Consider the following 13,656-nt stretch of genomic DNA (forward strand, 5'->3'; position numbering starts at 1 on the left):
TCCACCCTCGGCCGGGCTCGCCCGCGACGTCTCGTTCCCGGCACCCGCGCCTGCCTGCCCAGGCGCGGCGCAGGAACCTCTCCAGGGGGGCGTCGACCCTGCCAGGGGGCAACGGGCCGGCGCCGTTCCTGGGAGCGCCACCGCAAGCGGTCACCGCCAACGCACCGGCTCATGCCCTGAGCAGGAAGGTCACCGGGCCGTCGTTGACGAGGGCCACCGCCATGCTGGCGCCAAAGCGACCGGTTTCCACGGGCCCCGCATGCCGTTCCCGGCACCGGGCGACCAAACTTGCAAACACCGGTCCGGCTGTCTCCGGGGCTGCGGCGGTGGAGAACCCGGGCCGCATGCCCGACGACGTGTCGGCGGCCAGGGTGAACTGACTGACCAGCAGCAGGCCGCCGCCGGTGTCGGACAGGGCGCGGTTCATGCGTCCCTGGGCATCGGCGAATACCCGGTATCCGAGCAGCCGGTCGGCCATCCGCGCGACCTGGGCGTCGCCGTCGCCCGGCTCGACGCCGACCAGCGCCAGCAGGCCCCCGTCGATGGCGCCGACACGCTCGCCGTCCACGTCGACATGCGCATGGGTGACGCGCTGGATCAGGGCAAGCATGGCGACGGGACTCCCACGGACGGACGGCACCCGCGGGAAACTAGCAGGTTGCAGGCCCCGTTAGACTCCCTCGATGGCCGATGCCGCCGCCCGCCTGCTGCTCCTGCTCGCCGCGATCGTGGGCCGCCTGCCGTGGCCGTTGCTGCGCGCCCTCGGCGACGGCATCGCCTGGCTGTGGCTGCGGCTGGACGCGCGGGAGAGCCGGGTGGTGCGGCGCAACCTCGAGCTGGCCTACCCGGAGTTGCTGCCGCAGCAGCGCGCTGACCTGCATCGCGCCGTCCTGCGCACGACCGCCCGGCAGACGCTGGAAACCCTGCGTTTCTGGACCCGCCCGCATGCCGACAACCTTGCCCGGATCCGGACGTGCCACGGCACCGAACACCTCGATGCCGCCATCGCCGCCGGGAAGGGCGTCATCGTCGCCGCGCCCCACCACGGCAACTGGGAGCTGCTCAACCAGTGGCTGGCGGCCCGCACGCCGCTGGCCATCCTGTACCGCCCCCCGGAGTCGGCCATCGGCGAGGCCTTCCTGCGCCGCGTGCGCCGCGACGCCGGGGCGCGCGTCACACAGGTACGGGCGGAGGGGCCGGGGATCCGGCAACTGTTCAAGCGACTGCGCGACGGCGGGGTGGTCGGCATCCTCCCGGACCAGCAGCCCAAGGCCGGCGATGGCGCGTTCGCGCCGTTCTTCGGCGTGCCGGCATTGACCATGACCCTGGTCGGCCGCCTGGCGTCGCGCAGCGGCGCGCCGGTCCTGTTCGCCTGGTGCGAGCGCACCGGTCCCGGCCTGGAATTCGCCTTGCACGTCGAACCGGCCCCGGAGGGGATCGGCGATCCCGACCCCGGGGTATCCGTCGCGGCCCTCAATGCCGGCGTCGAACGCATCGCCCGTCGCGACCCGGCGCAGTACCAGTGGACCTACAAACGCTACACAATCCGGCCCTCGCGCCGAGGCGAGGACAACCCCTACCGGGACCTGGAGCATCGACAGTGACGGCACCCGAACCCCGCCCCGCCCCGCACGACACCCCGCCAGCGCGGGCCACGGTGTGGGATGGCACCGGCTGGCAACCCTTGCCCACTCGCGCGCGGACGCTGTTCGTCCTGGGAAACCTGGCCGGCTTCGGCCTCCCGGCCGTGCTGGCGCTGATCCCGATCGGACTGTTCGCGCCGTGGGACGCGCTGAAGCTGCCGCTTTCCGTGGCCAGCCTGCTGGTGCTGCCCACCCTTGGGGTCTGGCTGGCGCTCAAGCAGTACCGTTACACGGGCTGGCGCCTGGACGCGCAGGGCTTTTCATTGCGCCGCGGCCGGATGTGGCGACTGGAGACCCAAGTGCCGATCTCCCGGGTCCAGCACCTGGACCTCAAGCGCGGGCCGCTGGAGCGTTATTTCAGGCTGGCGACGCTGGTCATCCATACCGCGGGGACCCGGCACAGCGCGGTCAACGTCGCGGGACTGGATGTCGACGACGCCGAGCGGCTGCGCGACACCCTGGGCCGGCAGATCGACGACGACGACCACGCCGATGACTGAGCCATCGAGCGGGCCACCCTTGCTGGCCGCGGATCCCGGCCGGGCGGAGCGGCGCCTGCATCCGTGGTCCTGGTTGTTCGTCCTGGTCCAGCAGCTCAAGCAGTTCGTGGTGCCCCTGGTCGCCCTGCTCGTGCTCGGGCGCGGCGACCGCTACATGCTGTATCCGTTGATCGGCGTCGGCGTGCTGGCCCTGATCTCGGTGTGGCAGTACTTCACCTATCGCTACCGCATCGCCGACGACAGCCTGGTCGTGCGCAGCGGCGTGTTCGAGCGCAGCCTGCGGCAGATCCCCTTCGCGCGCATCCACAACGTCGCCTTGCACCAGTCCTTGCTGCACCGCCTGTTCGGCGTCGCCGAGGTCCGGCTCGAATCGGCGGGCGGCCAGAAGCCCGAGGCGCAGATGCGCGTGCTGCAGCTGGCCGATGCGCTGGCGCTGGAACGGCTGATCCGCCATCGCGGCGTGGTCGTGGCCGACGCGCAGGCGGCGCAGGCCAATCCCGAGGACGCGGCCGAAACCCTGCTTTCGCTGCCGACGGCCGAGGTCGTGCGGCTGGGCCTGGTGTCCAACCGGGGCATGGTCGTGGTCGCCGGCGCCTTCGCACTGTCCTGGCAGGTGTTTCCCGACGACGTCGTGGAAGACGGTTTCCGGCGCATCGGCCGGGACGTCTTCGGTTACGCCAGCCAGTACGCCGGCGAGTTGCAGCTGGGCTGGGCGGCGACGGGGGTCGCGGCGCTGGCCGTGGTCCTGCTCGCGGTGGTCGTGCTGCGCGCGTTCTCGGTGGCGATCGCCCTGGTGCAGTTCCACGGGTTCACCCTGCAGGCGCACGGACGCCGGCTGACTGTCGAGCGCGGCCTGCTCACGCGCCTGCGGACCAGCGCGTCGCGACGTCGGATCCAGGCCTGGACGCTGGAGGAGGGCCTGTTGCACCGCTTGCTGCGGCGCCGCGGCCTGCACGTGGACATCGCCGTGTCCGAGCAGCAGAACGAACGCCGCGCCCTGCGCGAACTGGCGCCCATCGCGACGCCCGGCGCCTGCGACGCGCTGGTGCAACGCCTCCTGCCCCGCGGCGCGGCATGGCCGCCACCGGCCTGGCGATCGCTGCACCCGCACGCCTGGCTGCGCCTGTGGCTGCCGGGCCTGTTGCTGTCGGGGCTGGCCACCGCCGGGCTGACATGGCGCTTCGGTGCGTTGGGCTTGTTGGCCCTGGCATGGATCCCGTGGGCCGCCTTCGCCGCGCGGCAGCACGCCCGGCGCGCCGGCTACGCGCGCGACGCGCACCTGGTCGCGGTGCGCGAAGGCTGGTGGTCGCGCCATTGGCGCTTCGCCGAGATCGACAAGTTGCAGGCACTGCAGTTCCGGCAATCGCCGCTGGACCGCCGCATGGGCATGGCGTCGGTCTGGCTGGACACCGCCGGCGCGGGCTCGATGGGCCCGCCGCTGCGCGTCCGGCTGCTGCCGGAAGCACAGGCGCGGGAGTTGTACGACAGCTTGTCGCGGATCGTCGCCGCGCGGCCCTTGCGCTGGTAGGCGGGGGGCGGCGCGGACGGATCAGCCGCCCGGCCCCCAGTAGCCTATCCGGCGCCGCAACCTGAGTTTGCGCCAGAAGTTGATGGGCTTCTTGCACCGGTTGCTCCCCCCGGCTGCAATGAATGCCTCGACGGCGTCGACCACGCGCTCGCTCGACCGGCCGTCGCGGTAAGGGTGGATCGCGTCCGCGTAGCCGCGGATCTCACGCATCAGCTCCGGAGGCCGGGACAACGCGCACGCGATCGCAGGCTCGAATTGCGCCGGGTCGTCGATGTCGATCAGCTGGGGTCCCGGCCGGCGGTTGCGGAAGGTCACCACGGGCTTGCCGGTGAGCAGGAATTCGTTGAGCGCCGACGAGGTGTCGGAGCACATCATGTCCACCCGCCCGAACAGGTCGAGGATGTTGTCGTCGTCGGCGACGCGCAGGTGCGCGTTTTCCAGCGCGCGGAACTTCGCCACCGTGCCGGGATTCATCTTTGGGTGGAATGTGACTATCCACTTCCAGCGCCCGTCCCGCGACAGGCGCCGCACCTCGTCATGCAGGGTCTCGGCCGCGCTCCAGGATGGCGAGAACGTCGAGTGGTACAGGATCACCGGCGGCTCGCGCACTGGTTCGACCGCGCCGAACTGCGCCGCGAACGGATCGAGCTTCGGCCAGCCGGTCTCGGCGACACTGAAGTGGCCGAGTTCGTCCGCCAGCGCCTGGAACTTCGCCGTGTCACGCGGGCCGGTGGTGCAGTAGAGATCGAAGAACCCGCGCACGTGGATGTGACGAGGCTTGCCGGCGTCGAAGCCGTGGAATACCTCAACCTTCACCCCGGGGAAGAAGTGCGGGAGGTGGTTGCCCGGCGTGATCACCGCCCGCGGGTTCCAGCGGCGCACGCCTTCGACGTCGAGCAGCGGTTCGTCGTCGGCGAGGTCCGCGGCGCCGGGCCCGTCGAAGAACCATGCGGTTTCGCCGCCGCGCGCGCGGATCGCGGCCTGCAACGGGCGCAGGATCGCCAGCGCGTAGCGCTCCGAGCCGTACATCAGGTAGCGCCGCCTGCCGTCGTTCCTGTCGTCGTCCGCGTCGTTCATCGGTCCAGTCCGTGCCGAACCAGGACCTCGCGCGCCTGCGCGATCGAATCCGGGTTGCGGTGCATCTCGAAGTAGCGAAGCCGCTTGTACATCGCGTAGCTGGCCGCCACGTGGGCGACGACGAAGCCGCGCCAGCCGTCGAGGATGGCAAGCCGCAGCAGCCAGTCCTTCAGGAACGCCGCCAGGTACACCAGCGGTGCCATCCACACCCGGGGCGGCCGCGCCTTCGCGTGCCAGTCGCGGCACTTGAGCTCGGCGTAGCGCAGCACCTTGAGCTGCTTGTGCGGCAGCGTTGGATTGTGCAGATGGTGGAACGGCGCGGCGAACGTCTCCGCGCGCCCCTCCCAGCGCAGCGACTCGTGCACGCGCGCATCGGTCCAGCGGGCGCGGTCGCGACGGTACAGCCGCGCGAGCTTCTCGCCGACCATCGGACGGTACCAGCGCATCGGCGCGCCCATGTACCAGGTGCTCCGGCGCAGGATGCCGACGGCGGCATCGCCTTCGAGCAGGGCCGGCAAGCGGCGCTCGAGTTCGGCCACCAGCGGCGGCTCGAGGAATTCGTCGGCGTCCAGCGCCAGGATCCAGTCGTGCGCGGCGTGGGCGGAGGCGGCGTTGCGTTGCTGTCCGAAGCCCAGCCAGTCCTGGTGGACGACGCGCGCGCCGTGCGCCCGTGCGATCGCCACGGTGTCGTCGGTGCTCCCGCTGTCGACGACTACCTTGTCGGCCGCGAACGGCACGCTGTCCAGGCAACGGGCAATGTTCGCGGCCTCGTCGTGGGTAATCACCACGAGGCTGATCGGCAGCGTCGGCATGGCAGCGATGGTAACCGGGCCCCCGGCCTCATGCACCCGAATGGAGGCCGAAGTCGAACTGGAACAGGCGCGGCGCATCACATTGCAGGCATACCTCATCCGGACGGCGCCACGCCAATGTTGGTGTCGATGCGTAGCCACCAGTAGGTCGCGCCGTGGATGCTGCGCCATCGGACACGGCGTGTCGCTGGACGTCGCGGCCAAGCCCCGAACGACGACCCTCGAGCCCCTGTCCCGGACGAAGGACCCGGCGGGACCGCGCAAGGTCGATGTGTCGTCGCGAATTGGCCGTGCGACCTACCGGCTTCGCGTGGGCACGGCATGGTCCGGGCATCCGCGCGGCAATGCCGCGGCCGGCACCAGCCACCAGTCGCGCCGGTTGGCGATGCCGACGTGGATCGCGCGCGTCCGGTCCACGCAGTCCTGGATCGAGTCGCCCAGGACGAAGAGCCAACGCCGCTCCGGCGCCTGCCGCAACCACGCCGCCCCGCGGTGCCACTGCACGTCCCACTCGGTGCCCCAGTGCTCCTCCTTGCCGAAGCCGAAGGTGGTCACCGGGCGGTCGGCTTCGTACATGTTCTGTTCGCGCCAGGCGACCATGCCCAGTTCGGCGTCCGGGCCGATGAGCCGCCCGGCCTCGGTCATCACCTCGGCCGCGGACGAGGACCGGTTGAGGATCGGGTAGCCGATCAACCCGAAGACCACCCACAGTCCGGCCAGGCCCGCCACCGCCGCGTGGGCGCCCCGACGCGCCCCGAACCACAACACCACGCCCGTGATCCAGCCGGCGATCGCCAGCAGGAACCAGCCCAGCTGCAAGGCCTCGTGGTGGTGCAGGCCGCGTTCGGCGACCAGTTTCCGCTCGAAGCCGAAATCCCCCAGCAGCAACGCCGCGCCAACCACCAGCGTCGCCAGCCCCAACCCGGCGATGAAGCCGAGCGCGAGCCGCGGCGGCCAGCGCTTGCGCAGCAGGCCCGGCACCAGCGGCGCGACGGCCAGGCAGGCCATCGGCAGCGCCGGCATGATGTACACGTCGCGCTTGCCATCGGGGATTGAGAAGAACACGACGACCAGCGCCCACCAGACCAGCGGCAGGAGGTAGCGGGCATCGCGGCGTCGCAGTCGCCTTCGCCACGCGGGAATCGCCCACGGGAAGGCCAGCGCCATCGGCAGCCACAGGGACGCCATCACGCCGAAGTGGTACCAGGCCGCCTTGTGGTGGTCCCAGGATTGGGTGTAGCGCTGCACCGTCTGCCGGAACAGGATGTCGTCGAGGTAGGCGCGGTACGCGGGGTCGGGATGCGTGAGCGCCGTGGACACCATGGGCCCCAGCCAGAGGCCGGCTGCGAGGACGAACGCCAGCGGCCCGAGCCAGAACCTGCCATCGCGCAGCAGCGCGCCGCGCGCTTGGGCACCGGCCGTGGGCAGCCATCCCCGCCACAGCGCGAACAGCGCCGGCAGCACCATCAGCAGCGCCAGGGCGCCGACGCCCTTGGTGATCGTGCCCAGGCCGGCGGCGAACCAGCCCAGCGTCCACATCCGCCAGTCCGGCCCCTTCAGGAAATGCCGCAGCAACCCGTAGTTGGCCAGCGTGATCCAGAACGTCACAAGCGGGTCGATCTGCGCCTTCTTGGCCTGGAAGGTGAACTGGAACGCGAACAGCAGCGCCCATGCCGCGTAGATCCCCACCCGCGGCGTCCACAGCCGGCGACCCAGGTCGTACACGCACCACAGCGTGCCCAGCGCCGCCAGCAGCGACGGCAGCAGGAAGGCGATGCGCCATTCGCGGACCAGCGTGTTGGCAGTCGCCTGCAGCCACATCAGCATCGGCGGCTTGTCGGAATACAGCTCGGTGCCGCGCTGCGGGAACAGCCATTGGCCGCTGTCGACCATCTGCTTGGCCACCAGCGCGAAGCGCGGCTCGTCGGCCGGCCAAGGGTCGCGCAACCCCATCCCGGCGCCTAGCACCAGGACGGCCACGACGGCGAGCAGCCAGACATCGCGGGAATGACGGGTCTCGAGCATGCGCGGATTCTAGGCGAAGCGCATGCCCGCACCGGCACGCCGGCCATCGCACGGTGCGCGAGGCAGCCCGGGTCGACCGGCTACGACCGTCGCTGCAACCGTGCGTAGAAGAAGCCGTCCATCCCGGCCTCGCCAGGCAGGCGCTGGTGGCCGGCGCCGGTGTCCGCACCGAAGCGCGGATCGAGCGGAACGAGGATCGCGTCCGGCGTGCGAGCCAGGAACGCCTCGACCTGGCGTTGGTTCTCGTCCCGGAGGACCGAGCACGTCGCGTACAGCAGGCTCCCCCCCGGCGCCAGCAGCGGCCAAAGCGCGTCGAGGAGGCGGCGCTGCGTGTCCAGCAGCCCATCGAGGTCGCTCCCGCGGCGGTGCAGCAGGATGTCCGGCTGGCGTCGGACGATGCCGGTGGCGGAACAGGGCGCATCGACGAGGATGGCGTCGAACGACTCGCCGTCCCACCAGGTGGCGGTGTCGGTGGCGTCGGCCGCCTTCAGCTCGGCCGCCGCGCCGACGCCTAGCCGTGCGAACGTCGCGCGGACCTTTTCCAGCCGCGCGGGGTCGATGTCGAGGGCGAGCAGGCGCAAGAAAGGATCGCGCTCCAGCAGGTGCGCGGACTTGCCGCCCGGCGCGGCACAGGCGTCGAGCACGCGTGCGCCCGGCGGCGGCGACAGCGCGTCGGCGACGGCCTGCGCGGCGGCATCCTGCACCGACACGTCGCCGTCGTCGAACCCGGGCAACCGCGTCACCGGCGTCGCGTCTTCCAGCCGCAGCGCATCGTCGAAGCCGGGCTGTTCCGTCGCCGGCAATCCTGCCTCGGCGAGGCGGTCGCAATAGGCCTGGCGGCCGCCGCGCCGGCGATTGACCCGCAGCCACATCGGTGCGCGCCCGGCACTGGCCGCGACGATGCCGTCGAACTCCGCGGGCCAGTCCGATCGCAGGCGTGCCTGCAGCCACTCCGGCCAGGCCGCTTCCGGCGCCACGTCGACCAGCCCCTCGCGCTGCGCGCGTCGCAGCAAGGCGTTCACCAGGCCCGCTTGGCGCGAACGGCCCAGTGCGCGCGCCGCCTCCACGGTCGCGCCGACGGCCGCATGCGGCGCCAGGCCCAGCGCGTCGAGCTGCGCGAACCCCACGTGCAGCAGGGCGCGCAACACGCCATCCCGGCGGGGCACCGGCTTGGCCATCCACGCCGCCAGGCTGGCCTCATGCCGCGCGTGCTGCCGCAGCGCGGCGAAGCAGATCGCCTCGACCAGGGCGCGATCGCGGGGATCGGGCAGGCGAGGCAATGCGCTCGCCAGTTCCCCCTTGAGCGAGCGGCCATCGTGCATGACCGCGTCGAGCACGCGCGCGGCCGCGACGCGTGACGCCGCCCCCGCGCTCACGCGTCCACCCTAGCCCGCACCCGCGGGCGGGGCCGGGACGGCGAGGTCGCGCCTCGCATTGAGGTAGTCCGCCGCGGTGATCGCCTTGCCGCCGGCCCGCTGCAAGGTGCGGATGCGCAGCGCGCCTTCGCCGCAGGCGACGTCGATGCCATCCCGGCCGCCGTGCAGCACGGTGCCCGGGGCGGCGCGGTGCGCCAGCGGCAGGGCAACCGCGGCATGCACGCGCACGCGCTCCCCCGCGATCTCGGCTTCGGCCATCGGCCAGGGATTGAACGCGCGCACCTTGTTCGCCAGCGCCGCCGCGGGTCGCGCCCAGTCCAGCGGCGCCTCGGACTTGTCCAGCTTGCGCGCATGGGTGGCGCCGCTATCCGGCTGCGGCCGGGCCACCGGCAGCATCGTGGCGCGCAACAGGCCGAGGCCATCGGCCAGCACCTGCGCACCCAGCGCCGCGAGGCGGTCGTGCAACTCGCCCGAGGTTTCCGACGCGCCGATCTCCAGCGACTGCGAGAGCAGGACCGGGCCGGTGTCGAGCCCCTTCTCCATCTGCATCAGGCACACGCCGGTCTGCGTGTCGCCGGCCTCGATCGCACGCTGGATTGGCGCTGCCCCGCGCCACCTGGGCAGGAGGGAGGCATGCACGTTCCAGCAGCCGTATGCGGGGATGTCGAGCACCGCCTGCGGCAGGATCAGGCCGTAGGCCACCACCACCATCAGGTCCGGTTCGAGCGCCCGCAGCGCGTCCTGGGACGCCTGCGACTTCAGCGTCTCCGGCTGCACGACCTCGAACCCGCGCTGCAGCGCCTCCAGCTTGACCGGGGACGGCTGCAGCGAACGGCCACGCCCGGCGCGACGATCCGGCTGGGTGTAGACCGCGACGATCTCGGCGCGGTTGGCCGCCGCGCGCAGCGAAGGCACGGCGAATCCGGGGGTGCCGGCGAACACGATCCTCACGCCGGCGCCGTCCACCGCGCGGCCAGGCGGCTCCCGCACCGACGCGTGGCGCGTCGCGCGACCCGCGGGCCGCGCGCTTCGCATCGGCGAGCGGTCATTGCTAGTCCCTGCCCTTCTGCAACTTCTCGTACTTCTTCAAGGCCCGGTCGCGCTTGAGCGGGGACAGGTGATCGATGAAGAGCTTGCCGTCGAGGTGGTCGACCTCGTGCTGGACGCAGGTCGCCAGCAGCCCGTCGACCTCCAGCACGAAGGGTTTGCCGTGGCGGTCCAGCGCCTCGACCTCGATGCCATCGGCGCGCGTCACGTCGGCGAAGATGCCGGGGATGGACAGGCATCCCTCCTGGTGAACGCGCAGCTGCTCGGTGCGGCGGCGAATGACCGGGTTGACGAAGACCAGCGGCGAATCGCGCTCCTCGCTCACGTCGATGATCATGAAGCGCTCGTGGGTGTCCACCTGGGTGGCGGCCAGCCCGATCCCGGGGGCCGCGTACATGGTCTCGAACATGTCGTCGAGCAGGCGCTGGAAGGCGGGTTCGGACGTCCGGTCGGGCGCCGTCGGCGCGGCGACCTTGCGCAGGCGGGGATTGGGGTGTTCCAGGATATGGATCAGGGGCATGGCTGGGCGGTCGGGCGGCGGCAAAGGGTGGCAGCGGTCACAACCGCGGCCGATCACGCCATTGTAGCCCCGGCGAGCTTGCCTTTGGCCGGTATTTCTGGGCTATAGTGCTGGCGCTGCAAGGGGAAATCTTCAAGGGGAGCAAGTAGATGGCCGTCATGCTTCAGCGCCTTTCTCAGGGGCTACGCACGGGTTTCGCGGTCGCGCTGCTGACGGTGGCGACCTACGCCGCTGCGCAGGGCGTGCGCGGCGACCACCCGGACACCTACGTGGTGCAGCGCGGCGACACGCTGTGGGACATCGCGGGTCGCTTCCTCAAGCGGCCCTGGCTGTGGCCGGAAATCTGGCAGGCCAACCCGCAGATCCACAACCCGCACCTGATCTATCCAGGCGACGTCATCAGCCTGGCCTACCTCAACCGGCTCGGCCTGGAGCCCGGTCCCCGCGACGGCGCGCCGATCACGGCCGTCCCGCTGTCGGAGATCGAACCATTCCTGAAGGACCTGCGGGTCGTCGACCGCTACGAGCACCTGCCCTACGTGGTCGGCCTTGAGGACGACCGCCTGCGCGCCTCGCGCGGACAGGTGGCCTACGTGCGCGGCCTGGCCAATGCCGTCCCCGGCACGCGCTACGCCGTGGTGCGCCCGACGGTGCAGTACACGCACCTCGAGCGTGCCGGCATGTGCTGCGACATCTTCCCGAAGAACGACCTCGACTACCGCGGCCGCCGCGAGCTGGACTTCCAGCAGTTCTGGACCAACGCCGTGTTTCCCGAGAAGGGCTCGGAGATCCTCGGCTACGAGCTGATGAAGCTCAACGTCGGCACCATCACCCGCGGCGAAGTCGGCGGCATCGAGGCCAGCACCCTGCTGCTGGACGAGGAAGGCCGCGAGGTCCGCATCGGCGACCGCCTGGTCGCAGTCGACCCCCAGCCCTACGACCTGCAGTTTTTCCCGCACCCGCCCAGGGCGCAGACCGAGTACGGTCGCGCACGCGTCATCGCCGTGGCCGACATGCTCACCTCCGGCGGCCCGCGCGACGTGGTCGCGCTCTCGGTCGGTGCGCGCGAAGGCATCGACAACGGCACCGTGTTCTCGATCTGGCGCGAAGGCAGCAACGTCGTCGACGAGGTCCGCTACGGCCGGGACCGCGAGCCGTTCACCGTGGACTTCGAGGACAAGGTGCGCCTGCCCGACGAGTTCGCCGGCCACGTGATGGTGTTCCGCACCTTCGAACGGGTCAGCTACGGCCTGGTCATGGACAGCATCAAGCCCAGCCGCGTCGGCTACCACCTCAAGCATCCCGACGCGCCTTACTGACGCCTGGGGGGGTCCGGGTAGGCGCATTCCTACCCGCCAGCACGACGGCGCCCGAGGGCGCCGTCGTCGTTTCCGCGCCAGGCTTCCGGGATGGACACCGAACGCACCCACGCCCTGTTGCGCCTCGTCGCCGCAGGGGGCCGCACCGCCCCGCGAAGACGACTGCTGGAGGACCATCCCGATCCCGCCACCGCCTGCGCGGCCGGGCCGGAGGCCTGGCGCCGAGCCGGCATGGATGCCGCCCAGGCGCAGGCCTTGCGCGACGGCGCGCCGGGCACGCTGGACCGGAGCGTCGCCTGGCTGGCCCAGCCGGACCACCACCTGATCGGTTGGTCCGACCCCGACTACCCGGCCCTGCTGCGTCGCATCCCCAGTCCTCCGCTGGCGCTGTTCGTCGCCGGCGACCCGGCCTTGCTGTGGCATCCGGCGGTCGCCATCGTCGGCAGCCGCTCGCCCAGCGCCGGGGGCCTGGACAATGCACACGGCTTCGCGCATGCCCTGTGCCGGGCAGGGTTCGCCGTTACCAGCGGCCTGGCGGCCGGCATCGACACCGCCGCCCACGCGGCCGCACTCGGCGCCGGCGGCGGAACGGTCGCGGTCCTGGGCACCGGCATCGACGTGCCTTACCCCAGGGGCAACGGCAGCCTGCACGCCCGGATCGCGGCCTCGGGCGCGGTGGTCAGCGAGCACCCGCCGGGCACCGGGGTGCGTCGCGAGCACTTCCCCAGCCGCAACCGGATCATTGCCGGGCTGTCGCTGGGCACCCTCGTGGTCGAGGCCGCGGCACGCTCGGGGGCGCTGATCACCGCACGCCTCGCGGCCGAGTCGGGGCGCGAGGTCTTCGCCATCCCGGGCTCGATCCACAATCCCAAGGCGCGCGGCTGCCATCGACTGATCCGCGACGGTGCCGCGCTGGTCGAGGACGCGGCTGAATTGATCGAGGCCATCGCCCCGCTCGCGGCGGAACTGGGGGAGGCCTTGCGCCATCGGCTTGGCGACCCCAACTCGTTATCCGGCGATGCCGGCCAGCCGGCACCGCAGGTCACCGCACCCGACGATCCCGACCACCAGCGCTTGTGGGAAGCCCTCGGGCACGACCCCACGGGTATGGATCGACTGGTGCTCCGCACCGGATTGACGGCCGCACGGCTGTCCTCCATGCTGCTGCTCATGGAGCTGGAGGGCCGTGTCGCGGTCGAACATGGCCGGTATTCGCGCAAGTCCTTTCACCAGGCGCCCTCGGGCGCAGGCCGGGGGTAAATGAAAGAGAGCATCCTGGACGTCCTGCTCTACCTGTTCGAACACTATTTCACCGAAGACGCGGACCTGGTCCGCGACCGCGACTCCCTCCAGAACGGCCTGCTCCAGGCCGGTTTCAGCCCCGCCGAGATCAGCAAGGCCTTCGACTGGCTCGACGCCCTCGCAGACCAGCGCCCGACGGCCGGCGTGCCCCGCGCCAACGGTCCCACCCGTGTCTACTTCGGTGCCGAACTCGACAAGCTCGACGTCGAATGCCGCGGCTTCCTGCTGTTCCTGGAACAGCACGGCATCCTCGACGCCGACCAGCGTGAGCTGGTGCTGGACCGTGCCATGGCCCTGGACCAGGACGACCTGGACCTGGACGACCTCAAGTGGGTGGTGCTCATGGTGCTGTTCAACCAGCCCGGCGCCGAAGCCGCCTACGCGTGGATGGAAACGCAGATGTTCGTCGACGAGCCCGAACCCGTGCACTAGCCCCGGACGGTCCGATCGGGCGCGGCTGTGCTTGACAGCGCGTGCCATGGCGTGATTCCACTATAAATAGAGCGA

Annotated in this window: 13 protein-coding genes; 6 read left to right on the forward strand and 7 right to left on the reverse strand. The window is 71.3% G+C overall.

The features are described from left to right. Positions 1 to 169 precede the first annotated feature (169 nt). Positions 170 to 610, reverse strand: a complete 441-nt coding sequence (dtd, locus tag ABD970_RS01860) for a D-aminoacyl-tRNA deacylase (RefSeq protein ID WP_345293797.1) — start codon at positions 608 to 610, stop codon at positions 170 to 172. A gap of 73 nt (positions 611 to 683) precedes the next feature. On the opposite strand from dtd, the gene ABD970_RS01865 reads away from it, so the two are divergent. The 3 genes from ABD970_RS01865 to ABD970_RS01875 are packed head-to-tail and all read left to right on the forward strand — an operon-like array spanning position 684 to position 3,671. Next, entirely contained in the window at positions 684 to 1,604 is a 921-nt protein-coding gene (locus tag ABD970_RS01865) for a lauroyl acyltransferase (protein ID WP_345293798.1), read from the forward strand. Then, positions 1,601 to 2,143, forward strand: coding sequence for a PH domain-containing protein (locus ABD970_RS01870; RefSeq protein ID WP_345293799.1), 543 nt, complete (start codon positions 1,601 to 1,603; stop codon positions 2,141 to 2,143). The genes ABD970_RS01865 and ABD970_RS01870 overlap by 4 nt, the downstream gene beginning before the upstream one ends. After that, positions 2,136 to 3,671, forward strand: coding sequence for a PH domain-containing protein (locus tag ABD970_RS01875; RefSeq protein ID WP_345293800.1), 1,536 nt, complete (start codon positions 2,136 to 2,138; stop codon positions 3,669 to 3,671). The genes ABD970_RS01870 and ABD970_RS01875 overlap by 8 nt, the downstream gene beginning before the upstream one ends. Positions 3,672 to 3,692: 21 nt before the next feature. Here the strand turns inward: ABD970_RS01875 and ABD970_RS01880 are convergent, their stop codons facing one another. From ABD970_RS01880 to def, 6 genes are all read right to left on the reverse strand, one after another. Then, the gene (locus ABD970_RS01880; protein WP_345293801.1) at positions 3,693 to 4,748 is read right to left on the reverse strand and encodes a CDP-glycerol glycerophosphotransferase family protein; all 1,056 of its coding nucleotides are present in this window, start codon (positions 4,746 to 4,748) and stop codon (positions 3,693 to 3,695) included. Continuing rightward, positions 4,745 to 5,560, reverse strand: coding sequence for a glycosyltransferase family 2 protein (locus ABD970_RS01885; RefSeq protein WP_345293802.1), 816 nt, complete (start codon positions 5,558 to 5,560; stop codon positions 4,745 to 4,747). The genes ABD970_RS01880 and ABD970_RS01885 overlap by 4 nt, the downstream gene beginning before the upstream one ends. Positions 5,561 to 5,857: 297 nt before the next feature. Beyond that, the gene (locus ABD970_RS01890) at positions 5,858 to 7,585 is read right to left on the reverse strand and encodes a glycosyltransferase family 39 protein (protein WP_345293803.1); all 1,728 of its coding nucleotides are present in this window, start codon (positions 7,583 to 7,585) and stop codon (positions 5,858 to 5,860) included. Between the two features lie 80 nt (positions 7,586 to 7,665). Beyond that, complete coding sequence (rsmB, locus tag ABD970_RS01895; protein ID WP_425563051.1) at positions 7,666 to 8,907, reverse strand: 16S rRNA (cytosine(967)-C(5))-methyltransferase RsmB; 1,242 nt, start codon at positions 8,905 to 8,907, stop codon at positions 7,666 to 7,668. Positions 8,908 to 8,970: 63 nt separating this feature from the next. Continuing rightward, positions 8,971 to 9,912, reverse strand: a complete 942-nt coding sequence (gene fmt, locus ABD970_RS01900) for a methionyl-tRNA formyltransferase (RefSeq protein WP_345293805.1) — start codon at positions 9,910 to 9,912, stop codon at positions 8,971 to 8,973. A gap of 100 nt (positions 9,913 to 10,012) precedes the next feature. Beyond that, complete coding sequence (gene def, locus ABD970_RS01905) at positions 10,013 to 10,528, reverse strand: peptide deformylase (protein WP_345293806.1); 516 nt, start codon at positions 10,526 to 10,528, stop codon at positions 10,013 to 10,015. Between the two features lie 158 nt (positions 10,529 to 10,686). Between def and ABD970_RS01910 the strand changes: the two genes are divergently transcribed. From ABD970_RS01910 to ABD970_RS01920, 3 genes are all read left to right on the forward strand, one after another. Then, positions 10,687 to 11,847: a LysM peptidoglycan-binding domain-containing protein gene (locus ABD970_RS01910; protein WP_345294538.1), complete on the forward strand. Its 1,161-nt coding sequence runs from the start codon at positions 10,687 to 10,689 to the stop codon at positions 11,845 to 11,847. Between the two features lie 90 nt (positions 11,848 to 11,937). After that, positions 11,938 to 13,107 carry a DNA-processing protein DprA gene (gene dprA, locus ABD970_RS01915; RefSeq protein ID WP_345293807.1) on the forward strand — a complete coding sequence of 390 codons (1,170 nt, stop codon included), beginning with the start codon at positions 11,938 to 11,940 and terminating at the stop codon, positions 13,105 to 13,107. After that, positions 13,108 to 13,581 (forward strand): DUF494 family protein, encoded by a 474-nt coding sequence (locus ABD970_RS01920; RefSeq protein ID WP_345293808.1) that lies wholly within the window; start codon positions 13,108 to 13,110, stop codon positions 13,579 to 13,581. It begins immediately after the preceding gene. Positions 13,582 to 13,656 lie beyond the last annotated feature (75 nt).

The organism is Luteimonas vadosa (assembly GCF_039543545.1).
GTDB lineage: Bacteria > Pseudomonadota > Gammaproteobacteria > Xanthomonadales > Xanthomonadaceae > Luteimonas > Luteimonas vadosa.

Bases quoted from the DNA above. Each gene is read 5' to 3' on its own strand.
- def (WP_345293806.1), bottom strand. From the start codon at position 10,528: ATGCCCCTGATCCATATCCTGGAACACCCCAATCCCCGCCTGCGCAAG.
- ABD970_RS01920 (WP_345293808.1), top strand. From the start codon at position 13,108: ATGAAAGAGAGCATCCTGGACGTCCTGCTCTACCTGTTCGAACACTAT.
- rsmB (WP_425563051.1), bottom strand. From the start codon at position 8,907: ATGCACGATGGCCGCTCGCTCAAGGGGGAACTGGCGAGCGCATTGCCT.
- ABD970_RS01885 (WP_345293802.1), bottom strand. From the start codon at position 5,560: ATGCCGACGCTGCCGATCAGCCTCGTGGTGATTACCCACGACGAGGCC.
- dprA (WP_345293807.1), top strand. From the start codon at position 11,938: ATGGACACCGAACGCACCCACGCCCTGTTGCGCCTCGTCGCCGCAGGG.
- ABD970_RS01880 (WP_345293801.1), bottom strand. From the start codon at position 4,748: ATGAACGACGCGGACGACGACAGGAACGACGGCAGGCGGCGCTACCTG.
- ABD970_RS01875 (WP_345293800.1), top strand. From the start codon at position 2,136: ATGACTGAGCCATCGAGCGGGCCACCCTTGCTGGCCGCGGATCCCGGC.
- dtd (WP_345293797.1), bottom strand. From the start codon at position 610: ATGCTTGCCCTGATCCAGCGCGTCACCCATGCGCATGTCGACGTGGAC.
- ABD970_RS01910 (WP_345294538.1), top strand. From the start codon at position 10,687: ATGCTTCAGCGCCTTTCTCAGGGGCTACGCACGGGTTTCGCGGTCGCG.
- ABD970_RS01890 (WP_345293803.1), bottom strand. From the start codon at position 7,585: ATGCTCGAGACCCGTCATTCCCGCGATGTCTGGCTGCTCGCCGTCGTG.
- ABD970_RS01865 (WP_345293798.1), top strand. From the start codon at position 684: ATGGCCGATGCCGCCGCCCGCCTGCTGCTCCTGCTCGCCGCGATCGTG.